At 73.8% G+C, this 20248-nt stretch carries 21 protein-coding genes and 1 tRNA gene; 14 read left to right on the plus strand and 8 right to left on the minus strand.

Features of this window, described 5'->3' with window-relative positions; translation table 11 throughout:
• Positions 1-310 precede the first annotated feature (310 nt).
• On the plus strand, positions 311-649 hold the full coding sequence (locus AB0N29_RS02495) for a transglycosylase family protein (protein WP_302270331.1): 339 nt from the start codon (positions 311-313) through the stop codon (positions 647-649).
• Positions 650-675: 26 nt separating this feature from the next.
• Here AB0N29_RS02495 and AB0N29_RS02500 read toward each other — a convergent pair.
• Positions 676-752, minus strand: a tRNA-Arg gene (locus tag AB0N29_RS02500).
• 103 nt (positions 753-855) lie between these two features.
• On the opposite strand from AB0N29_RS02500, the gene AB0N29_RS02505 reads away from it, so the two are divergent.
• Together AB0N29_RS02505 and AB0N29_RS02510 are read left to right on the plus strand one after the other, a co-directional pair.
• Entirely contained in the window at positions 856-1296 is a 441-nt protein-coding gene (locus AB0N29_RS02505) for a helix-turn-helix transcriptional regulator (RefSeq protein WP_364863848.1), read from the plus strand.
• A gap of 14 nt (positions 1297-1310) precedes the next feature.
• Positions 1311-1724, plus strand: coding sequence for a VOC family protein (locus AB0N29_RS02510; protein WP_364863850.1), 414 nt, complete (start codon positions 1311-1313; stop codon positions 1722-1724).
• A gap of 18 nt (positions 1725-1742) precedes the next feature.
• Here AB0N29_RS02510 and AB0N29_RS02515 read toward each other — a convergent pair whose 3' ends face one another.
• Entirely contained in the window at positions 1743-2375 is a 633-nt protein-coding gene (locus tag AB0N29_RS02515; protein WP_364863852.1) for a hypothetical protein, read from the minus strand.
• A 154-nt stretch (positions 2376-2529) separates the two neighbouring features.
• Here AB0N29_RS02515 and AB0N29_RS02520 point away from each other — a divergent pair, with 154 nt between their 5' ends.
• Positions 2530-2952: a hypothetical protein gene (locus AB0N29_RS02520; RefSeq protein WP_302270336.1), complete on the plus strand. Its 423-nt coding sequence runs from the start codon at positions 2530-2532 to the stop codon at positions 2950-2952.
• Positions 2952-4430, plus strand: a complete 1479-nt coding sequence (locus tag AB0N29_RS02525; RefSeq protein ID WP_364863854.1) for a hypothetical protein — start codon at positions 2952-2954, stop codon at positions 4428-4430. The genes AB0N29_RS02520 and AB0N29_RS02525 overlap by 1 nt, the downstream gene beginning before the upstream one ends.
• A gap of 99 nt (positions 4431-4529) precedes the next feature.
• Here AB0N29_RS02525 and AB0N29_RS02530 read toward each other — a convergent pair whose 3' ends face one another.
• Positions 4530-5996 (minus strand): aminopeptidase P family protein, encoded by a 1467-nt coding sequence (locus AB0N29_RS02530; RefSeq protein ID WP_364863856.1) that lies wholly within the window; start codon positions 5994-5996, stop codon positions 4530-4532.
• A gap of 70 nt (positions 5997-6066) precedes the next feature.
• On the opposite strand from AB0N29_RS02530, the gene AB0N29_RS02535 reads away from it, so the two are divergent.
• From AB0N29_RS02535 to AB0N29_RS02560, 6 genes are all read left to right on the plus strand, one after another.
• Positions 6067-7188, plus strand: coding sequence for a PrsW family intramembrane metalloprotease (locus AB0N29_RS02535; RefSeq protein ID WP_364863858.1), 1122 nt, complete (start codon positions 6067-6069; stop codon positions 7186-7188).
• On the plus strand, positions 7185-8975 hold the full coding sequence (locus tag AB0N29_RS02540; RefSeq protein ID WP_364863860.1) for a GTPase domain-containing protein: 1791 nt from the start codon (positions 7185-7187) through the stop codon (positions 8973-8975). The genes AB0N29_RS02535 and AB0N29_RS02540 overlap by 4 nt, the downstream gene beginning before the upstream one ends.
• A gap of 57 nt (positions 8976-9032) precedes the next feature.
• The gene (locus AB0N29_RS02545) at positions 9033-10682 is read left to right on the plus strand and encodes a YfjP family GTPase (protein WP_364863862.1); all 1650 of its coding nucleotides are present in this window, start codon (positions 9033-9035) and stop codon (positions 10680-10682) included.
• A gap of 170 nt (positions 10683-10852) precedes the next feature.
• A complete protein-coding gene (ssb, locus tag AB0N29_RS02550; RefSeq protein WP_364863864.1) occupies positions 10853-11314 on the plus strand; it encodes a single-stranded DNA-binding protein in 462 nt (153 codons plus the stop codon).
• A gap of 87 nt (positions 11315-11401) precedes the next feature.
• Positions 11402-13084 carry an energy-dependent translational throttle protein EttA gene (gene ettA, locus AB0N29_RS02555; RefSeq protein ID WP_302270344.1) on the plus strand — a complete coding sequence of 561 codons (1683 nt, stop codon included), beginning with the start codon at positions 11402-11404 and terminating at the stop codon, positions 13082-13084.
• A gap of 142 nt (positions 13085-13226) precedes the next feature.
• Positions 13227-14033 carry a hypothetical protein gene (locus AB0N29_RS02560; RefSeq protein ID WP_364863867.1) on the plus strand — a complete coding sequence of 269 codons (807 nt, stop codon included), beginning with the start codon at positions 13227-13229 and terminating at the stop codon, positions 14031-14033.
• Positions 14034-14081: 48 nt separating this feature from the next.
• On the opposite strand, the gene AB0N29_RS02565 is transcribed toward AB0N29_RS02560, so the two are convergent.
• Both AB0N29_RS02565 and AB0N29_RS02570 read right to left on the minus strand, forming a co-directional pair.
• Positions 14082-14573, minus strand: coding sequence for a MarR family transcriptional regulator (locus tag AB0N29_RS02565; RefSeq protein ID WP_302270346.1), 492 nt, complete (start codon positions 14571-14573; stop codon positions 14082-14084).
• 173 nt (positions 14574-14746) lie between these two features.
• Positions 14747-15961: an acetyl-CoA C-acetyltransferase gene (locus AB0N29_RS02570; protein WP_364863870.1), complete on the minus strand. Its 1215-nt coding sequence runs from the start codon at positions 15959-15961 to the stop codon at positions 14747-14749.
• Positions 15962-16029: 68 nt separating this feature from the next.
• Between AB0N29_RS02570 and AB0N29_RS02575 the strand changes: the two genes are divergently transcribed.
• Positions 16030-16890: a thioesterase family protein gene (locus tag AB0N29_RS02575; protein ID WP_364863872.1), complete on the plus strand. Its 861-nt coding sequence runs from the start codon at positions 16030-16032 to the stop codon at positions 16888-16890.
• Here AB0N29_RS02575 and AB0N29_RS02580 read toward each other — a convergent pair.
• Complete coding sequence (locus AB0N29_RS02580; protein WP_302270351.1) at positions 16830-17468, minus strand: RNA polymerase sigma factor; 639 nt, start codon at positions 17466-17468, stop codon at positions 16830-16832. The genes AB0N29_RS02575 and AB0N29_RS02580 overlap by 61 nt on opposite strands.
• Positions 17447-18238 carry a hypothetical protein gene (locus AB0N29_RS02585; RefSeq protein ID WP_364863874.1) on the minus strand — a complete coding sequence of 264 codons (792 nt, stop codon included), beginning with the start codon at positions 18236-18238 and terminating at the stop codon, positions 17447-17449. Before AB0N29_RS02585 ends, AB0N29_RS02580 begins: the two co-directional genes overlap by 22 nt.
• 331 nt (positions 18239-18569) lie before the next feature.
• On the opposite strand from AB0N29_RS02585, the gene AB0N29_RS02590 reads away from it, so the two are divergent.
• Positions 18570-19256 (plus strand): DapH/DapD/GlmU-related protein, encoded by a 687-nt coding sequence (locus AB0N29_RS02590; RefSeq protein ID WP_364863876.1) that lies wholly within the window; start codon positions 18570-18572, stop codon positions 19254-19256.
• Positions 19257-19259: 3 nt separating this feature from the next.
• On the opposite strand, the gene AB0N29_RS02595 is transcribed toward AB0N29_RS02590, so the two are convergent.
• Complete coding sequence (locus AB0N29_RS02595) at positions 19260-19652, minus strand: globin (RefSeq protein WP_364863878.1); 393 nt, start codon at positions 19650-19652, stop codon at positions 19260-19262.
• Between the two features lie 110 nt (positions 19653-19762).
• On the opposite strand from AB0N29_RS02595, the gene AB0N29_RS02600 reads away from it, so the two are divergent.
• Complete coding sequence (locus tag AB0N29_RS02600) at positions 19763-20191, plus strand: OsmC family peroxiredoxin (protein ID WP_302270355.1); 429 nt, start codon at positions 19763-19765, stop codon at positions 20189-20191.
• The last annotated feature ends 57 nt before the right edge of the window (positions 20192-20248 follow it).

Genomic DNA, 20248 nt, shown 5'->3' on the forward strand with positions numbered 1-20248 from the left:
CGGTCGCATTTCGTCCCGATCGGCCCTGACGGGTGAGGCCCGCCGGACGCGTGCATCCTGCCAGCGGTCCCGTCCTCGACCCGATCCGGGCCCGACCTGACCCGGCCCGGCCTGATCCGGCCCGACCTGATCCGGTCCGACTTGATCCGCCCCGGGGGGCTCGTCCTAGGTTCGTGGGGTCCCGGTCGACCGGGGCGTCCACCTGCGCCCGCCGCACCCGCTCCGCGCAGGGGTCGAACGCGATGCCCGGAGCGGGGTGAGCGCCACGCGCCGAGCGCGACCGGCCCGCAGGCGTCACGGAGGTCCGCACATGCGCATCCGCACGCTCGTCTCGTCCGCCGCCCTCGCCGCAGCCACCCTCGTCCCCGTCGTGGCCGCGCAGGCGCCCGCACAGGCCGCCCCCGAGCGCACCTGGGACCGGCTCGCCCAGTGCGAGTCCGGCGGGCGCTGGCACATCGACACCGGCAACGGCTACTACGGCGGTCTCCAGATCAGCAAGCAGACCTGGGACGGCTTCGGCGGACGCCGGCTCGCGCCGTACCCGCACGGCGCCACCAAGGCCGAGCAGATCCGCGTCGCCGAGCGGATCCAGGACGCCCAGGGCTGGGGAGCGTGGCCGGCCTGCTCGCAGGAGGCGGGCCTGCGCTGACCCGGCGGTCCCGGGTCGGGGAGTGGTGGCGCCCCCGGCAGGACTCGAACCTGCGACCGGCGGATTAGAAGGCCGCTGCTCTATCCAGCTGAGCTACGGAGGCGGGAGGCCGGGCGACCGGCCGGCGGCCAGTATGCCGCACCGCGCCGCCCGCCCACCTGCCGCGGGCCTGTCCCGCGGCGGGCCCGGCGTGCCAGGATCCGGGCATGGCGGTCCCGTCCCCCGACTCCGAGCGGCTCCGGCGGCTCGAGCAGCTGCGGCGCGTGCGCGACCGGATCGACCGCGACCACGCGCAGCCGCTCGACGTCGAGGAGCTCGCCCGCGGCGTGCGCATGTCGGCCGGGCACCTGAGCCGGCAGTTCAAGCAGGTGTACGGCGAGTCGCCGTACTCCTACCTGATGACCCGGCGCGTGGAGCGCGCGATGACGTTGCTGCGCCGCGGCGACCTCAGCGTGACCGAGGTCTGCTTCGCCGTGGGCTGCTCCTCCCTCGGGACGTTCAGCACGCGGTTCACCGAGCTCGTCGGGGTGCCGCCGTCGGTCTACCGGGCGCAGTCGGCGGGCGCGACGGACGGGATCCCGTCCTGCCTGGCCCGCCAGGTGACCCGACCGGTCAGGAATCGAGAAGCGGCGACCCGGTCGTCCTGACTAGCGTCGCCGGCATGGACGTCACCCTCCACCACGCCTTCCTCCCGCACACCGACGCCGAGGCCGCGCTCGGGTTCTACCGCGACCTGCTCGGCCTCGAGCTCCGCAACGACGTCGGGTACGACGGCATGCGGTGGCTCACGCTCGGGCCGGCCGGCGGCACCGGCACGACCCTGGTGCTCCACCCGCCGGCGGTCGACCCCGGCCTGAGCGACGACGAGCGCCGCACCGTCCTCGAGCTGATCGCCAAGGGAAGCTGCGGCGCGGCGCTCACGCTCGCGACCGACGACCTCGACGGACTGTTCAAGCGGCTCGTCGACGGTGGCGCGGACGTCCTGCAGGAGCCGATGGACCAGCCCTACGGCGTCCGCGACTGCGCGTTCCGCGACCCCACCGGCAACCTGCTGCGGATCGACGAGGTCCGCTGAGCGACCGGTCCGGCAGGGTCACGCCCACTCGATGCTGGCCAGCACCGAGTCGACGAGTGAGGTGCGCTCGGCCGCAGGCATGTCGGTCGGGAGGAGGAACGTGATCTCGACGGCCAGGCCGGCGTGCGGGGCGCCGTACACCTCCACCACCCGGGTCTCGCCGGCCTTGCCGGTCTGGTGGTACATCTCCACGCCGTTCACGTCACGGCGTGGGCCGTTGCGCGGGCCGACGGGGTAGCCCCAGTTCTTCGTCGAGGCGCGCTGGTAGTCGTCCACCGTTGCGCCCTCGGTCGCCTCGATGAAGCCGATGCTGATGTCGCCGGAGATCTCGGGCCTGGTGGCGACCCGGACGAAGTCGCTGATCGGGTCGGCGACGGTCCAGCGCTCCGGGACCCGCATGCGGAACGCTGCGGACTCGATGACCGGGCCGGTCGCGGGCGGGGTGTCGATGGTCGCGTCCGAGCTGCTCGTCGGGCTCGCCTCCGGGTCCGTGCTCGACGCCGGGGAGGAGCCGCCCGCGCTCGGAGAGGCGCTGGCCGACTCCGGTGCCGTCCCGCCGGGCTCCTCGTCGTCGCTGCAGCCGGTCACCAGGACCACCGCGGAGAGGGCGGCGGCGAGGGCGGCGCGGCGCGGGCGGTGGCGGCTGGGCACATCGGCTCCCGGGGGTCGAGGACGCGGTCGCGCCCACCCTAGTGAGGGGGCCGGGCGGCCCGATCCGACGACCGTGGTTTCGGGTCCTGCGGACCCGGGTATGTCCGACGCGACCGCCCGGAGCGGGCGGAGGAGTCATGGGAAGGAGTCCTGGGTGAGCGTCTTCGGCATCGATCTGTCCGGCCTGCTCGAGCAGATCGACATGGCAGTGGACTCGCAGAGGGTGGACGAGGTGATCTCGCTCCTCAACGCCTCGATCGACGACATCAAGGCCAGGCCCGTCGAGCCGGTGTCGCCGGCGGCGTTCGGCAACCTCGGCACCGCCGCGATGCTCGGTCAGCACACGACGCTGGCCCGGGACACCGTCGTGGAGGCCCTGGAGGACGTGGTGACGGGCCTGCAGGTGTACGCCGAGAACGTCGACGCGTACCGCAAGGACGCCTTCGCCACCGACGAGGTCGTCGGCGCCTCCTTCACGCCGCTGCAGGCGGGCACCGACTGCGCCGGCGGCGACTTCGCCGACCAGAACAGGCCGACGGCGCCCCAGTGCACCGTCCCCGGCGGGAGTGACACGTGATGAAGGGTCCCCAGCAGCTCCGGCTCGAGGCGACCATGCTCGCCTCCGCCGTCGAGAACATCGACACCGGTCAGTCCGCCTGGCTCCAGGCGGCGACGGTGCTCGACCAGGTGGCCAGCCGTCTGGAGACGCAGGGCGTGGACCAGGCCCGACAGGGGATCGAGGGCCAGACCGGGCCCAAGGTCGTGGAGGCCTTCAACGCCTCGGCCCAGTCGCTGAGGCGCAAGTACGAGCAGCTGAACAAGGCGAGCGAGGCCCTGCGCACGTCGGCCGACGCCATCCGGCGCGGCGAGACGGCGCTGGGCAAGATGCGCGGACTGGTCATGCCGCTCCCGCCGACCAGCTCGCCCGGAGCGACGACCGACGCCGACGTCCAGGCGCAGAAGAGCTACCACACCGCGGTCGCGAAGTTCTGGGACGACTACGCCTGGAACGAGGCCGTCGCGACGGCCGCGATCGCCGACATGGACACCACCTTCACCGGCTCGACCGCGACCATGAAGCAGATCCACGGCATCCCGGACCCGGTCCCGGAGCCGAAGGGCTACCAGGGCGGCCCCGGCGGGGGCACCCCTCCGGGCAAGATGCCGACCGACCAGACGCCGACCGACGACGACCATCCGAACGGCGACCAGGACGACGACAAGGGCAACGACGGCAACAACGGCAACGACGACGACTCGCCGGTCACCCCGCCGATCGACCCCCCGGTCGACCCGCCGGTCGTGATCGAGGAACCCGGCCTGACGCCTCCGATCGGCACGCCGCCGGTCGGGGTCCCCGGTACGCCGCTCGACCCCGGCCCCGGCCTGGGCACTCCGCAGGGCCCCGGCGCCGTCGGCACGAGCCCGCTCGGCCCCGTGCCGGGCGCGGGCGCGTCCCCGGCGGGGTCGATCGGGGTCGGCGCGGGTGGAGCGATCGGCGGGATCGCCGGCGGAGCGGCCGCAGGAGGCCTGCTGGCCGGCGGCCTGTCGCAGGGCGCCCTCGGTGGCATCCGTGGCGGTGTCGTGCCGGGCGCGAGCAGTGCGGGGGCCGGCGCGACGCGGCCCATCGGCAGCTCGAGCCGGGCCGGCTCGGCCGGTGCCCTGGGCCGGAGCGGGACGGTCGGCAGCGCCGGCAGCCCGACCACCCGGCCCGGAGCCGCTGGCCGAGGCGCAGCCGGGCGTGGCACTGCCGGGCGTGGCGCCGGAGGTACCGGGGCCCGAGCCGGCGCCGGTGTCGCCGGGTCCGCGGGCGGTCGCGGAGCATCGGGTGGGCGCGGCGCGGCCGGTGGCCGTGGCGCGGCTGCCGGTGCCGGGACTCGCGGAGCAGCCGGCCGCGGAGCCGGTGCGGGCGGGGCCCGCGGCGCGGCCGCCGCAGGTGCGGCCGGCTCCAAGGGACGTGGCCGGGACGAGGAGAACGCCGTCGACCACGAGCACTACGAGGACGGCTGGGACTGGCTGGGCGAGGACCAGGTCGCGCCCGAGGTCCTCGACTGAGCCCAGCTCGTCGGGCCGGGCAGCGGCCCTGACGAGCGACGGCCCGGCCCCGTGCGGTGATCCGCACGGGGCCGGGCCGTTCGTCGTGCGGGGGCCGGGTCAGTCCCGCGAAGGCACCCGCGCGGCCATCCAGCCCTCGATCTCGTCGGCCGAGCGCGGCAGCGACCCGGAGAGGTTCTGCTGGCCGTCGGCGGTCACGAGGATGTCGTCCTCGATCCGGATCCCGACGCCGCGCAGCTCCTCGGGGACCAGGAGGTCGTCCTCCTGGAAGTACAGCCCGGGCTCGACGGTGAGGACCATGCCCTCGGCGAGGGTCCCCTTGGCGTACGCCTCCGGCGCCGCCTGCCCGCAGTCGTGGACGTCCATGCCGAGCATGTGGCTCGTGCCGTGCAGGGTCCAGCGGGCGTAGACCTTGTTGTCGGTGTCGAGCGCCTGCTCGGCCGGGACCGGCAGCAGCCCCATGTCGTCCAGCGCGTGGGCGAGGACCGTCATCGCGGCGTCGTGGGCGGCGGTGAAGGGCACGCCGGGACGGACGGCGTCGATGCCGGCCTGCTGGGCGGCCAGGACGACCTCGTACAGCTCGCGCTGCCGAGCGGTCCAGGTGCCGTCGACCGGCAGGGTCCGGGTGACGTCGGCGGTGTAGAGGTTGTGTCCCTCGACGCCCATGTCGAGCAGTACCAGCTCGCCCGGGGTGATCGCCCCGGAGTTCTCGATCCAGTGCAGCGTGGTGGCGTGCTTGCCGCCGGCGACGATCGAGTCGTAGCCGATGTCGTTGCCCATCGCTCGGGCCCGCCGGAAGAACGTGCCCTCGATCCAGCGCTCGCCGTACCGCAGGACGTTGTCCCACTCCCGCACCGAGTCCTCGAAGCCCAGCGTGGTGGCGTCGCAGGCGGCCTGCAGCTCGCCCACCTCCCACTCGTCCTTGACCAGGCGCAGCTCGGAGGCCACGCGCGCCAGGTCCTCGTCCAGCGAGGCGTCGCCCGGCAGCATCTGGTCGACGGCGGGGGAGGCCCCGCGCAGGACGCGGGTCTTGGTCGGGGCAGCCGCGGCGAGGTCGTCCTGCAGCCGGTCGACGTGGCGCACCTCGATGCCGAGGGAGTCGGAGATCTCCCGCATGGACGGCCGGCGCCCGGCCCACAGCTCGCCGTACTGCCGGTCGCGGAAGAACTCGTCGGTCTCCCGCGAGGAGCGCGGGCGCGCGTAGAGCACCGAGCTGCCGTCGGCCTCGACGACCAGCACCGCGTCGCTGGTCTGGTTGCCGGAGAAGTAGGCGTGGGCGGTGTCCGCGCGGAACCGGTAGTCGGTGTCGTTGGCCCGCACCTTGTAGCCGCCGGCCGGCAGCACCAGGCGGTCGCCGGCGAAGGCAGCCGCGAGCCGCTCGCGCCGCTTGGCCGCCCACGGGGCGACGGGGTGCGCAGGCAGGTCGAGCTCGCGGTCGCCCCACCCGGTGCGCATGAAGGAGGAGTACGCCGCCGGGACGGCGGGGTCGTGGGACTCGGTCCGCGGCGTGGCCGCCGGGTCGTTCTTCGGCTGCGCGGGGACTTCCGGGGTGGCTTGCTCGCTCATCCGTCCACTGTAGATCGGGCCGCCGACGGCGTGGCACCCCGCAGGTGGCGCCACCGATAGGCTTCGCCCCGTGTCGGCACCGCGGAGGGACAGCCTCGCCTTCACGGTCGTGGTGACCGTGCTGGTGGCGATCTGCGCCGCGCTCATGCTGCTGGTGATAGCGCTCTCGGGAGCGCCGCGGACCCTGCTGACCGCGACCGTCCTGGCCGCGCTGCCGGTCGGCCCGGTCGTCGCGTGCTACCTGTGGCTGGACCGGTACGAGCCGGAGCCTAAGCGGCTGCTGGCCAGCGGGCTGCTGTGGGGCGCCTTCGTGGCGACGGCCGCGGCCATCGTCGTCCAGGGCGTCGGTGGCTACGCGGTGGGCGTCTCGGAGGAGGCCAGCCTCGCCGTCGTCGCGCCGGTGACCGAGGAGGCCAGCAAGGGACTGTTCCTCCTGCTCCTGCTGTGGTGGCGCCGCGCCGAGCTCGACGGGATCCTGGACGGGCTGGTGTACGCCGGCATGGTCGGCGTCGGGTTCGCCTTCACCGAGAACATCCTCTACCTGGCGGCCGCCTACGACGGCACCGACGGGATGGGTCCGGGCGGCACCGACGCGGTCACGACGACGTTCGTCGTCCGCTGCCTCTTCAGCCCCTTCGCCCACCCGCTCTTCACGACCTTCACCGGCATCGGGGTGGGCATCGCGGTGGCCTCGCGCTCCGGCGCCGTGCGTGTCCTCGCGCCGCTGGGCGGGTACGTCCTGGCAGTGCTCGCCCACGGTCTCTGGAACGGCTCGACCGTCTACGGCCTGGGCAGCTTCGCCCTCGTCTACGTCGTGCTGATGGCGCCCGCCCTCGTCGGCGTCGCCTGCCTGGCGGTGTGGGCTCGGCGCAGCGAGCGCCGGATGCTCACCGCCGCCCTCACCGACGCGGCCCGCCGCGGCCTGGTCCCCGCCACGGACATCGGGTGGGTCACCGACCTCGGTGCCCGCCGCCGCGCCCGCGTCCACGCCCGGGCGCTCGGCGGCGTCCCCGCCGAGCGGGCGATGCGCGACTACCAGCAGGCAGCCGTCGAGCTCGGGTTCCTCCACCACCGCTACCTGCGTGGTACGCCGCCGCCGGACTTCGCCGCGCGCGGTCACGAGTACGTCGCGAGGATCGGTGCCGTGCGCCCGTTCATCGCCTTCCCCGGACAGGTGGTACCCACCCGATGAGCCCGACCCAGCCGCAGGAGAACCCCGGACCGACCGGCGGGGACAGCCGGATGCTGACGGCGCTGGTGCAGCTGCGCAGCGCCCTCCAGGCGGCCGCGCTGCCGCTCGAGCTGCCCGGCGCGGAGGAGCAGCGCACCGCTCGCCAGGAGATGGTCGACCAGCTCGAGGACTACGTCATCCCACGGCTGATGACCATCGACGCGCCGCTGCTCACCGTCGTCGGCGGCTCCACCGGGGCCGGCAAGTCGACGTTGGTCAACAGCCTCGTCGGGACCCGCGTCACCACCCCCGGCGTGCTCCGGCCGACCACCCGGTCGCCCGTCCTCGTGCACCACCCCGACGACGCGGAGTGGTTCGGCCAGGACCGGCTGCTCCCGGACCTCGAGCGGGTGCAGCACTCCACCAACGACCCCGACGCCCTCCAGCTCGTCGCCTCGCCGGCCGTCCCGCAGGGCCTGGCGATCCTCGACGCGCCCGACGTGGACTCCGTCGAGGAGCGCAACCGCCTCCTCGCCGCCCAGCTGCTGGCCGCCGCGGACCTGTGGCTGTTCGTCACCTCGGCCGCGCGCTACGCCGACCAGGTCCCGTGGGGGTTCCTCAAGCAGGCGGCCGAGCGGTCCACCGCCGTCGCGATCGTGCTCGACCGGACGCCCGACGAGGCGATCCAGACCGTCGCGACGCACCTGGCCCGCATGCTCGCGAGCCGCGGCCTCAAGGACTCGCCCCTGTTCACCGTCACCGAGGGCCAGGTCGACGCCGACGGGCTGCTGCCCCCGCACCACGTGGCCGACATCCGGGGCTGGCTGGAGTCGCTGGCCGCGGACGCCGACGCACGCGGTGCCGTGGTCAAGCAGACGCTCGAGGGCGCGATCCGCACGCTGACGAACCGCTCGTTCGGCGTCGCCGCCGCCGCCGACGAGCAGGTGGAGGCCGCCCGCCGCCTGCGTGAGGACGCCGATCACGCTTACGACGCCGCGGCCGAGCAGATCCGCGCCGCCTGCGCGGACGGCACGCTGCTGCGGGGCGAGGTGCTGGCGCGGTGGCAGGAGTTCGTCGGCACCGGTGAGCTGCTCAAGTCGTTGGAGAACCGGGTCGGCTGGCTGCGCGACCGGGTGGTCAGCGCCGTCAAGGGCAAGCCGCAGCAGGCCGAGCGGGTGACCGTGGCCGTCGAGTCCGGGCTGGAGACCCTCGTCCTCGAGCACGCCGAGTCCGCCGCCGAGCGGGCCGAGGCGGCCTGGCAGCAGTACGCCGCGGGCCAGGCCCTGCTCGCGGGCGCCGACCAGGACCTCGGCCGCGCCTCGCGCGAGCTGCGCCGGCAGGTCGAGCGGGCCGTGCGCGAGTGGCAGCAGGACGTGCTCGAGATGGTCCGCCAGGAGGGCGCCGACAAGCGCACCACGGCCCGCTTCCTCGCCTACGGCGTCAACGGGCTCTCGGTCGCACTCATGGTCGTGGTCTTCGCCAGCACCGGCGGCGCGCTCGTCGGGGCCGAGGTCGGCATCGCCGGCGGCAGCGCGGTCCTGGGCCAGAAGCTGCTCGAGGCGGTCTTCGGCGACCAGGCCGTGCGGTCGCTCGCCGAGCGGGCCCGCCGCGCGCTCGACGTACGCATCTCCGAGCTGCTGGAGGCCGAGCGAGCGCGGTACACCTCCGTCCTCGACGGCCTCGAGCTCTCCGCCGGTGCGCCCGAGCGGCTGCGGGCGGCGTCCCGCCGGGTCGACGACCTGCGCTTCGCCGCGTCGCGGGGTGGGGCCGGGGACGGTGCGGACGACGGCGCCGGCTCGGGCTCCTGAGCGCGGGACGCCTAGGGTGTGTCAGGACCGATCGACCGAGCTGCTTGTAGGGAGACCATGACGTCCTTGCTCGAGGGTGCCAAGAAGCTGGTCACCCGGGGTACCGACATCGGTGCCCGGATCGAGGGCCTCGACGCGGCCGTGCAGGCCGGCCGGGGACGTCTCGACGACCAGCTGCTCGACGACGCGCACGCCGTCGCCGAGCGTGCCGCGGGTCGCCTGCGCCTCTCCGCCGACCACACGGTGGTCGGCATCGCCGGCGCCACGGGCTCGGGCAAGTCCTCGACGTTCAACGCGCTCACGGGCCTCGAGCTCTCCGCCGTCGGCGTGCGCCGCCCGACGACCTCCTGGGCGACCGCCTGCGTGTGGGGTGCGGACGGTGCGGCCGAGCTGCTGGAGTGGCTGGGGATCCCGCCGCGCCACCAGACCATGCGCGACTCCCTGCTCGACACCCGCCGCGAGGACGCGGCGATGGAGGGCGTGGTCCTGCTCGACCTGCCCGACCACGACTCCACCGAGGTCTCCCACCACCTCGAGGTCGACCGGCTCGTCCAGCTCGCCGACCTCCTCGTGTGGGTCCTGGACCCGCAGAAGTACGCCGACGCGGCGATCCACGACCGGTACCTCGTGCCGCTGCAGACCCACGCGGACGTCATGGTCGTGGTCCTCAACCACATCGACACGGTGCCCGAGGAGCGGCGCCAGGCGATGGTCGACGACGTGCGCCGCCTGCTCGACGCCGACGGGCTGCCCGGCGTGCCGGTCATCCCGGTCAGCGCGCGCCACGGCATCGGGCTCGACGAGCTGCGCGCCGAGATCGGGGAGCGGGTCAAGGCCAAGAAGATGACCCGGACCCGGCTCGAGGCGGACCTGCGCGGCGCGGCCGAGCGGGTGCAGGAGGCCAGCGGCACCGCGAAGACCCGTGCCCTCCCCGAGTCCCGCGTGGCGGACCTGGAGTCCGCGCTCGCCGAGGCCGCCGGGGTGCCCACCGTCGTCGCCGCCGTGGAGCGCTCCACCCGCCTGCGCGCCGGGCGGGCGACCGGGTGGCCGGTCGTCTCCTGGCTCTCGGGCCTCAAGCCCGACCCGCTCAAGCGGCTGCACCTCGACCTCGGCTCGGCGGGCAAGGAGTTCACCGGGCAGGCCCGGTCCTCGATGCCGGTGGCCACCCCGGTCCAGCAGGCGCGGGTCGACACCGAGGTGCGCCGGCTGGCCGACGACGTCTCCGACGGCCTCGGCCGGCCGTGGGTGGAGTCCGTCCGCCGTGCGTCGACCGGCCGCCTCGGGGACCTGCACGACCGCCTGGACCTGGCTCTCTCGCAGACCGACCTCGGTGTCGCGAAGATGCCGGTGTGGGCCGGGCTGGTCCGCGTGCTCCAGTGGCTCCTCGTCCTGGCCGCCGCGGCCGGGCTGGTGTGGACGGTGCTCCTCGTCGTCTCGGGCACCCTTGGCGACGACTCCACGCCGAAGCTGGCCGGGATCGCGCTGCCGCTCGTGCTGCTCCTGGGCGGGGTGGCGCTGGGGCTCCTGCTGGCGCTCGTCTGCCGGTTCCTCGTCGCCGCGACGGCCCGCCGCCGGGCGGCGGTGGCCGACCGGCGGCTGCGCACGGCCGTGCACGACGTGGCCGAGGAGCTGGTCGTCCGGCCGGTCGAGGCGGAGCTGCAGGCCTACACCGTCGTGCGCAACGGCCTCGTCGCCGCCCTGAAGTAGCGCCGCCGGGCCGCGGTGCCCACCTGCTCTCCACACGGTGCCCTGGGGCCTCGTGCTTCTCAGGCCGGCGTCGACCGGCCCGGCGTGGTCGGCGCCCGCCCGCAGCCTCGTCCGTGTGACCGAGGAGGGCCGAGACGCGGCCCGCCCGGTGCGAGACGAGGAGAGACATCGTGAGCAACGAGACGACCGTGACGCTGCAGGGATGGGTCGGCAGGGACGTGGCCCTCCGCCAGGCCGGCGACGCCCAGGTGGCCAGCTTCCGCGTGGGCGCGACCCCGCGCCGGTTCTCCCGGAGGACGGGGGAGTGGGGCGACGGCGAGACCCAGTGGTACACCGTCAACGCCTGGCGGGCGCTGGGGGAGAACGTGGCGGCGTCGGTGCGGCGCGGCGACCCGGTCGTCGTGCACGGCCGGCTCAACGTCAGCACCTGGGTCAGCACGGCGGGTGTGGAGGTCACCTCCTTCGAGGTCGAGGCGACCTTCGTGGGTCACGACCTGGCCCGCGGCACCAGCGCGTTCACCAGGACGCCGCGTCCCCAGAGGCCCGAGGGGCAGGGGCCCGCACCCGTGGCGTCGCCCGACGGCGCCGCGGCGGAGGGGTCCACCCCGGAGGCCGCGACGGTGGCCGCCTGAGCGCCGGAGCGCGGGGCGGCCCCCGGCGGGCCGCCCCGTTCACCCCGGACGGGCGTTCGGCGGCGATCCCAACTACGCTCGCTGACCATGGCGGAATATGTCTTCACCCTGCGCAACGTGCGCAAGGCCCACGGCGACAAGGTCGTCCTCGACAACGTGACCCTCTCGTTCCTGCACGGGGCGAAGATCGGCGTGGTCGGGCCCAACGGCGCGGGCAAGTCCTCGCTGCTCAAGATCATGGCCGGGCTCGACCAGCCCAACAACGGCGACGCGATCCTCGACCCCGAGGCGACGGTGGGCATGCTCCAGCAGGAGCCGCCGCTGACCGAGGGGAAGACGGTCCTGGAGAACGTCCAGGAGGCCGTCGGCGACATCAAGGCCAAGCTGGACCGCTACAACGCGATCAGCGAGGAGATGGCGAACCCCGACGCCGACTTCGACACGCTGCTGGCCGAGATGGGCGACCTCCAGACCGACCTCGACCACGCCAACGCGTGGGACCTCGACTCGCGCCTGGACCAGGCGATGGACGCGCTGCGCTGCCCGCCGGCCGACGCGCTCGTGGACCACCTCTCCGGTGGTGAGCGCCGCCGCGTGGCGCTGTGCAAGCTGCTGCTCCAGCAGCCCGACCTCCTCCTCCTCGACGAGCCCACCAACCACCTCGACGCCGAGTCGGTGCAGTGGCTCGAGGGTCACCTGAAGAGCTACCCCGGCGCCGTCCTGGCGGTGACCCACGACCGGTACTTCCTCGACAACGTCGCGGAGTGGATCGCCGAGGTCGACCGCGGCTCGATCCACGGCTACGAGGGCAACTACTCCACCTACCTGGAGACCAAGAAGGACCGCCTCAAGATCGAGGGCCAGAAGGACGCCAAGCGCGCGAAGATGCTGGAGAAGGAGCTGGAGTGGGTCCGCTCCAACCCCAAGGCCCGGCAGGCGAAGAGCAAGTCGCGCCTGGCCCGCTACGAGGAGATGGCGGCCGAGGCCGATCGGATGCGGAAGATCGACACCTCCGAGATCAACATCCCGGCCGGACCGCGGCTCGGTGACGTGGTGCTCGAGGCCAAGGGGCTCACCAAGGGCTTCGAGGGCCGCACGCTGATCAACGACCTGTCGTTCTCGCTCCCGCGCGCCGGCATCGTCGGCGTCATCGGCCCCAACGGCGTCGGCAAGACGACGCTCTTCCGGATGATCACCGGCAACGAGGAGCCCGACGGCGGCGAGCTCAACGTGGGCCAGACCGTGAAGATCTCCTACGTCGACCAGAGCCGCGGCGGCCTGGACCCGCAGAAGAACGTCTGGGAGGTCGTCTCGGACGGCCTGGACTTCATCAAGGTCGCGAACTTCGAGATGAACTCCCGGGCCTACGTCGCCTCGTTCGGCTTCAAGGGCCCCGACCAGCAGAAGAAGTCCGGCGTGCTGTCCGGTGGCGAGCGCAACCGCCTGAACCTCGCGCTCACCCTGAAGATGGGCGGCAACCTGCTGCTGCTCGACGAGCCGACCAACGACCTGGACGTCGAGACGCTGTCCTCCCTCGAGGACGCGCTGCTCGACTTCCCCGGCTGCGCCGTGGTCACCTCCCACGACCGGTGGTTCCTCGACCGGGTCGCCACGCACATCCTCGCGTGGGAGGGCGACAACGAGGACCAGGCCAAGTGGTTCTGGTTCGAGGGCAACTTCGCGGCGTACGAGGAGAACAAGGTCGAGCGCCTCGGTGTCGAGGCCGCCCGACCGCACCGCGTGACGCACCGCCGCCTCACCCGCGACTGACGGCGACCGCCGGGCCTGCGGGCCCGGCGGCGGGTCCGGCGGGTCGCCCAGACCACACCACGGGACTCATAACCACCGGGTCCCGTGGTCGTTGGCACCCTCGACAGGCCGTCGTCCGGCGGCCGTCCTGGGGGGAGGACCCATGAGGATCCGGCGCTCTGCCGTCGTCAGCTCAGTGGTGGTCGCGCTGGGGGTCGCGGCCGCCGTCGTCGTCGCACCCCTGCTCAGCTCGGGTGCCGACGGCGGCACCGAGGAGCAGGCGACCACCATCCGCAGCACCCTGGCCGGCCAGTCGGTGCGGCTCTCGGTCCCCGGGGACGACCCGAAGGGCCTGGTCATCTGGTTCCACGGCCAGGGGGGCGGCGTCAACGACCGTGTCGACGGGCCGTGGCTCGACGCGCTGCGGCGCGACGGCTGGGCGGTCGCGTCCTCGGAGTTCCACTCCCAGTCGTGGGGCAACGAGGCCTCCACCAAGGACACCCGGCTGCTCGTGGAGTGGGCGGAGAAGCAGGTCGGCACGAAGGCCCGTGTCTGGGTCTCGGGCTCGATGGGCGCCTCGATCGCGCTCAATGCCCTTACCCACGGCGTCAAGGCGCCGGCCTGCTGGTACGGCGTGAAGCCGGCGCTCGACCTGACCCAGATGGACCAGGTCCCCGGCGGTCCGGGCTACATCCGGCGCGCCTACGGCGGCGGGTCGGTCCCGGCCGACCGCAACCCGATCCAGAACGTCGAGCGGCTCCCGGGCGAGACCCGCTACCGCGTGGTGTCCTCCCGGCAGGACGAGTGGGTGCCGTGGCAGGAGAACACCCAGCCGCTCGTGCAGCAGCTGGAGTCGCGCGACGTCGCCGTCAGCGTGCTGGACGTCAAGGGCGGCCACGCGGACCCCTCGCACTGGGACGCGGCCGACCTGGTGTCGTACGCGAGCTCGTGCGTCGGCAAGGGCGCCTGACCCGCGCCTGACCCGCTCCGGGAGGGTCCGGCCCGGTCCGGCCGCGGCTCAGCGCTGGCGGATCTCCATCTCCGGGTGGGCCGTCACGAGGTGGTCGGCCGCGGCGCCCATGACCCGGCCGAGGGCGGCGAAGTCGTCCTCGCTCGCGAGGTCGACGAGGTGGTCGCGGACGCCCTGCACGTGCACGGGCGCGGCCCGGCGCAGCAGGTCCAGGCCCTTCTCGGTGAGGGTGCAGACGATGCCGCGACCGTCCTCGGGGGAGCTGGAGCGGCGCACGAGGCCGGCCTTCTCCATCCGGGCGACGGTGTGGGTGACCCGGCTGCGGCTGTGCGCGAGCGCGTCCGCGAGCTGCGCCATCCGCATCTGCCCGTCCCGCTCGGAGAGCCGCACTAGGATCTCGTACTCCACCAGCGAGATGTCGAAGCCGGCGCGCAGGTCGTCGTCGAGCCGGTCGAAGAGGAGGGTGGTCCCCATGACCAGGGACCGCCACGCCCACTGCTGCCGGTCGTCGAGCCACTGCGGTCCGGTCGCCTCTGCCACGGGGTCACTCTAGGCGGGCGGGACGCCGGTCGGCCGCATCCCGGCGCGCCCGTCGGGACCCGCTGCAGGATCGGTGTGGCGCACGACCGCGTCCAGCGGCGTGGCCGGGCAAGCAGAACGCCTGGCCACGTTCGGTGGCCAGGCGTTCGCGGGGTCCAGCGACGAGCGGGTGCTCAGATCCGCTCGAGGACCATGGCCATGCCCTGGCCGCCACCGACGCAGAGCGTGATGAGGCCGGTGGTCTTGTCGTGCCAGTCCAGGCTGTTGAGCATGGTGTTCTGGAGCCGGGCGCCGGTCATGCCGAACGGGTGGCCGACGGCGATCGCGCCGCCGTTCACGCTGAGCCGGTCCAGGTCGATGCCGAGCTCCTGGTAGGACGGGATCACCTGGGCGGCGAACGCCTCGTTGATCTCGACCAGGTCGATGTCGTTGATGCTCATGCCGGCGAGCTTCAGCGCACGCTTGGTCGCCTCGACCGGGCCGAGGCCCATGATCTCCGGAGAGAGGCCCGAGACACCGGTGGAGACGATCCGCGCGAGCGGCGTGATCCCGAGCTCGGCGGCCTTGGTGTCCGACATCATCACGACGGCGGCGGCGCCGTCGTTGAGCGGGCAGCAGTTGCCCGCGGTCACGACGCCGTCGGGGCGGAAGACCGGCTTGAGCTCGGAGAGCGCCTCGAACGTGACGCCGGCCCGGGGGCCGTCGTCGGCCGAGACCACGGTGCCGTCGGGCGTGGTGATCGGCGTGATCTCGCGTGCCCAGAAGCCGTCCTTGATGGCCTTCTCGGCGAGGTTCTGCGAGCGCGCGGCGTACCGGTCGGACTCCTCGCGGGTCACGCCGCGCAGGCGCGCGACGTTCTCGGCGGTCTGGCCCATGGCGATGTAGACGTCGGGCAGGACGCCGTCCTCGCGCGGGTCGTGCCAGTCGACGCCGCCCTCGGCCATCTGCTTGGTGCGGGCCTTCGCGTCCTCGAACTTCGGGTTGTGGGTGTCGGGCCAGTGGTCCGAGGTGCCCTTCGCGAAGCGCGACACGGTCTCGACGCCGGCGGAGATGAACACGTCGCCCTCGCCGGCCTTGATCGCGTGGAAGGCCATCCGCGAGGTCTGCACCGAGGAGGCGCAGTAGCGCGTCACGGTCGCGCCCGGGACGGCGTCCATGTCGTTGAGGACGTTGACGATCTTGGCCATGTTGTTGCCGGACTCGCCGCCCGGCAGGCCACAGCCGAGGTACAGGTCGTCGACGGTGCTGGGGTCGAGCTCCGGGATCTTGTCCAGGGCGGCCTTGACGACCTGGGCGGCCAGGTCGTCGGGGCGGATGTCCTTCAGCGAGCCCTTGTTCGCTCGGCCGATGGGCGAACGGGCGGCAGAGACGATGACGGCTTCGGGCATGCAGAACTCCGATCTCGGGGGATGTGCCGCCTCAGACTAGATCAGCGCCGGCTGGAAGGATCTGCGGTGTGAGACACGTCTACGAGTGCCCGACCCGCTGGGGCGACATGGACCTGCTGGGCCACGTCAACAACGTCGTCTACGTCGACTACCTGCAGGAGGCGCGCGTCGACATGCTGCGCACCCACGGGCGCTCCCGCGACGCCGAGGAGCTCGCCGAGGGTGCGGTCGTCGTGCGCAACGAGGTGACCTACCGGGCGCCGCTGTTCTTCGACTTCCGCCCGGTGCTCGTCGAGTGCTGGGTCACCGAGCTGCGCGCCGCCACGTTCACGCTCGCCTACGAGGTCTTCCACGGGCACGAGGACGGCTCGCGCACGGTCTACCTCCAGGCCGCGACCGTCCTGACGCCGTACGTCTTCGCCGAGGAGCGCCCGCGGCGGCTCACCGCCGAGGAGCGCGCCGGCCTGGCGGTCTACCTCGAGCCGGCCGAGGCGTCCCCGCGGGTGGCCGTCGCCGCCCGGCCGGCGGGCGCCGGCCACTACCCCGTGCAGGTCCGCTTCTCCGACGTGGACGTCTACCGCCACGTCAACAACGTGACGTACTTCGAGTACTTCCAGGAGGCGCGCATCCACTACTTCGAGCAGCTGTGGGGAGAGCTGCGCCGGACGCTGGAGCAGCCGCTGCTGGTCGTCGCCCGCAAGGAGGTCGACTACCGCGTGCCGGTGCTGCACCGGCCGGCGCCGTACGACGCGTGGTCGTGGATCTCGCGCGTGGGCACGACGTCGTTCGACGTCCAGTCCGAGCTGGCCGACGGCGACATGCTGCTCGCCCGCGCGCACACGACCATCGTGGTGGTCGACCGGGAGGCTCAGCGCCCGACGCCGCCCCCGCCGCCGTTCCGTGAGGCGTTGGTCGCCGCGCTGGCCTGAGCCGCGCCGGCGGCCGGGTCCGGCCCGTCCGGCTGGTGCGGAGGGCCGTCGAGCAGGCCCAGGCCCCGCAGTCGGCGCAGGCCCCGGTGCCGGGCGACCCGGACGGCGACCGCGCTGATGTCGAGGGCCCGGGCCGTCGCCTCGGTGTCGAGGCCGACCACCTCCAGGCACCCGATGACGTCGCGCTCGCGCGGCGGGAGCTGGGCGAGCACCTGGCGGACCCAGTCCTTGCCCACCAGGTAGGTCTCCGGCGCCTCGGCGACCTCCCGCACCTGCTCGTCGGCGGTCGGGTCGGTGCGCCGCCGGTCGCTCTTGCGGCGCGCGTTCATGCCGACGTTGCGGGCGATGCCGAACAGCCACCCCGCGAACTGCTCGCCGGTGCCGGTGAACTCGTGGATCTTGCCCGCTGCGGTCAACCACGCCTCGGAGGCGACGTCCTCCGCGGCCATGGCCGAGTCGCCAGAGGGACGCGTCTGCAACCACACGACGAGACGCCCGGCGTGGTCGACGTACAACCTCCGCCAGGCGTCCTGGTCGCCCTCCTTGGCGCGGGTGATCAGCTCGTCGTCTGAGTCCACCCGCGGTCCCCGCTGCCGGCACCGTTGCCGCCGTTGCCCTGCCCGTTGCCCTGCCCGTTGGCGTTGCCCTGCCCGTTGCCCTGCCCGTTCCCTTGGCCGCCGCTCGGCTCGGCGCCGCCGTTCCCGGCCCCCGTTCCAGGCCCGTTCGCCGGACCCTGGGCGTTCCCGCCGCCCGGGTTGCCGCTGCCGCCGTTGCCGTTGTTGGCGGGGTTGCCCGAACCGGGTCCCTGGCCGTTGGACTGGCCGCCGCCCTGGCCCTGGCCGAGCCCGGGGTTGTTCCCCGGGCCGTAGCCCGGCCCGTTGCCGTTCGCGTTCCCAGGACCGGTGTCGCCGGCGAGCGTGCTCGATCCGGCGGAGGGGACCGTTGAGGTGCCCGGCCCGCCCGGCCCCACGGGGGAGGTGCTGACGGGCGAGCCGGGCGTCGCGGGCCCCGAGGCGCCGGGCGCACCCGGCGACCGCGAGGGGTTCCGCGACGGCCCGCCGGAAGGCGCCGACCCGTCGGTCGGCGTGGAGCTGCCCGGCGGGGCGCTGGGTACGTCCGGCTGGACCGGTTCCTGCGTCGGCCGCGGCTCCGGGGGAGCCGAGCGCTCGTGGTCGACGACGGCGGCGATGGCAGCGCCGCTGCCCGCGAGGGCGGCGACCGAGGCGACGGCGAGCGCGGCGCGGATGCGCGCCGGTCGCCGGGTGCGGGGAGACGGTGCGGACGCTGCGGCCAGCGAGGCCAGGCGCGCGACCAGAGCGTCGTCGGGTCGCAGGTCGGGGGGATCCACCCGCAACCGTTCCGTGCTCGGTCGTGCCATCTCTCGCTGCCTCCGTCCGCGTGCAGAACGGTAACGCCTGGAGCGCCACCGCGGCGCCTGCGCACCACTGGTCCAGCCGGGCGGAGTGCCCGGTCGTCGCTACTTGTCGCCAGGCACGTCGGGCGTTACAGCGGGCGTGCCTGTGCCCCGCCGGTTGGTTGCTCCGGCGGGTTGTGGGGTCTCGACGACGCTCGCTGGCGCTCGCTGCTCGACCAGCAGTGCGCGGGGTCTCGGCGACACTGCGCCAGGCCCGCGGCTGCGTACGGCCGCTCCCGACGAGCGCCGACGCTAGGGTCCGGGCGTGAGCCCGATCGCCCGCCTGGTCAACCGTGCCGTCCACGCCGGGTGGAGGTGGGTGGACCGGGCCGGGGAGATCGTGCCGGGGACCCGGGCGGCGGGGGAGTTCGGGAGCTTCGGGGCCGGGTCGTGCATCGACTTCCCGCCGGCGACGATCCTCGGCGCCGGCTCGATCCACCTGGGGTCGGGGACGCTGGTCGGGCGGCAGGTGACGCTGTCGGTCGGGTGGGGGACCGGCGAGCAGGTGCTGCCCCCGCGCGGTCTGGTGATCGGCGACCGGTGCATCCTCGGCGCCCGCACGAGCATCACGGCCCACGAGTCGATCGAGATCGGCGACGACGTGTTCTGCGGGCAGGGGGTGTTCGTCACGGACGCGAGCCACGGCTACCAGGTGCCGGACCGGCCGGTGGGGGCGCAGTTCGGGGCCTCCGACCCGGTCGTGGTCGGGGCGGGCTCGTGGATCGGGCACCACGCCGTGCTGCTCCCCGGGACGCGGCTGGGGCGCAACGTGGTCGTGGCGGCCGGGTCGATCGTCCGCGGGGTGGTCGAGGACCACGCCGTGGTGGCGGGCAACCCGGCGCGGGTGGTGCGCCGCTACGAGCCGGGGGTCGGCTGGGTCGGGTCCAACGGCGACGTGCGACCGGTGCTGGCCGACGACCTGGACGGCCTCACCCGGGCCGCGACCGGCTGAGCCTCAGGACGCCGCCGGCGGCTCGTCGAGGGTGTTGACCATGAACTGGGCGGCGTGGGTGACGTACTCCCAGAACTGCGCGTCCTGCTCCGGGGTGAGGTCGACCGAGTCGAGCCCGGCGCGGAAGTGCCGCAGCCAGTGGTCGCGCGACTCCGGCGTCACCTGGAACGGCGCATGCCGCATCCGCAGGCGGGGGTGGCCGCGGGTCTCGGAGTACGTCGTGGGGCCGCCCCAGTACTGCACGAGGAACAGCAGGAAGCGCTCCTCGGCCGGGCCGAGGTCCTGCTCGGGGTACATCGGGCGCAGCACCTCGTCGGTCGCCACGCCCTCGTAGAACTTCGCGACGATCCTCCGGAACGTCTCGAAGCCGCCGATCTCCTCGTAGAACGTGGTCACACGTCCATTCTGCCGACGGCCGTCCAGCCCGTTGAATCCGCGTGCGAGACTCGCGACGAACGGGCCTCCCGGCCCGCCCACCGACGACAAGTCACAGGAGTGATCGACGCATGGCAACGACGCGCACCGCGCAGACCACCTGGCAGGGCTCGCTCCAGGAGGGCTCCGGCTCCGTGGAGCTCCAGTCCTCCGGCGTGGGGACCTTCGACGTCTCCTGGCCCTCCCGGGCCGAGTCGGCGAACGGGAAGACCAGCCCCGAGGAGCTCATCGCCGCGGCGCACTCCTCGTGCTTCTCCATGGCGCTCTCCGCCGCCCTCTCCAAGGCCGGCACCCCGCCGACCACGCTCGAGACCAGCGCCGAGGTCGAGCTGACCCCCGGCACCGGCATCACGGGCATCAAGCTCACCGTGGTCGGCACCGTCGAGGGGGTCACCGAGGAGCAGTTCGTCGAGGCCGCGAACGGCGCCAAGGAGGGCTGCCCGGTCAGCCAGGCGCTCGCCGGCACGACGATCACGCTGGACGCCTCGCTCAAGGGCTGACCGGCTCCACGCCGTACGACGCACAGCGGCCCGCCCGGTGATCCGGGCGGGCCGCTG

The organism is Nocardioides sp. NPDC092400 (genome assembly GCF_040684155.1).
Classification (GTDB): domain Bacteria; phylum Actinomycetota; class Actinomycetes; order Propionibacteriales; family Nocardioidaceae; genus Nocardioides.

Coding starts and splice junctions, on each gene's coding strand:
- AB0N29_RS02495 (WP_302270331.1), top strand. CDS start 311: ATGCGCATCCGCACGCTCGTCTCGTCCGCCGCCCTCGCCGCAGCCACC.
- AB0N29_RS02505 (WP_364863848.1), top strand. CDS start 856: ATGGCGGTCCCGTCCCCCGACTCCGAGCGGCTCCGGCGGCTCGAGCAG.
- AB0N29_RS02510 (WP_364863850.1), top strand. CDS start 1,311: ATGGACGTCACCCTCCACCACGCCTTCCTCCCGCACACCGACGCCGAG.
- AB0N29_RS02525 (WP_364863854.1), top strand. CDS start 2,952: ATGAAGGGTCCCCAGCAGCTCCGGCTCGAGGCGACCATGCTCGCCTCC.
- AB0N29_RS02530 (WP_364863856.1), bottom strand. CDS start 5,996: ATGAGCGAGCAAGCCACCCCGGAAGTCCCCGCGCAGCCGAAGAACGAC.
- AB0N29_RS02540 (WP_364863860.1), top strand. CDS start 7,185: ATGAGCCCGACCCAGCCGCAGGAGAACCCCGGACCGACCGGCGGGGAC.
- AB0N29_RS02545 (WP_364863862.1), top strand. CDS start 9,033: ATGACGTCCTTGCTCGAGGGTGCCAAGAAGCTGGTCACCCGGGGTACC.
- ettA (WP_302270344.1), top strand. CDS start 11,402: ATGGCGGAATATGTCTTCACCCTGCGCAACGTGCGCAAGGCCCACGGC.
- AB0N29_RS02560 (WP_364863867.1), top strand. CDS start 13,227: ATGAGGATCCGGCGCTCTGCCGTCGTCAGCTCAGTGGTGGTCGCGCTG.
- AB0N29_RS02570 (WP_364863870.1), bottom strand. CDS start 15,961: ATGCCCGAAGCCGTCATCGTCTCTGCCGCCCGTTCGCCCATCGGCCGA.
- AB0N29_RS02600 (WP_302270355.1), top strand. CDS start 19,763: ATGGCAACGACGCGCACCGCGCAGACCACCTGGCAGGGCTCGCTCCAG.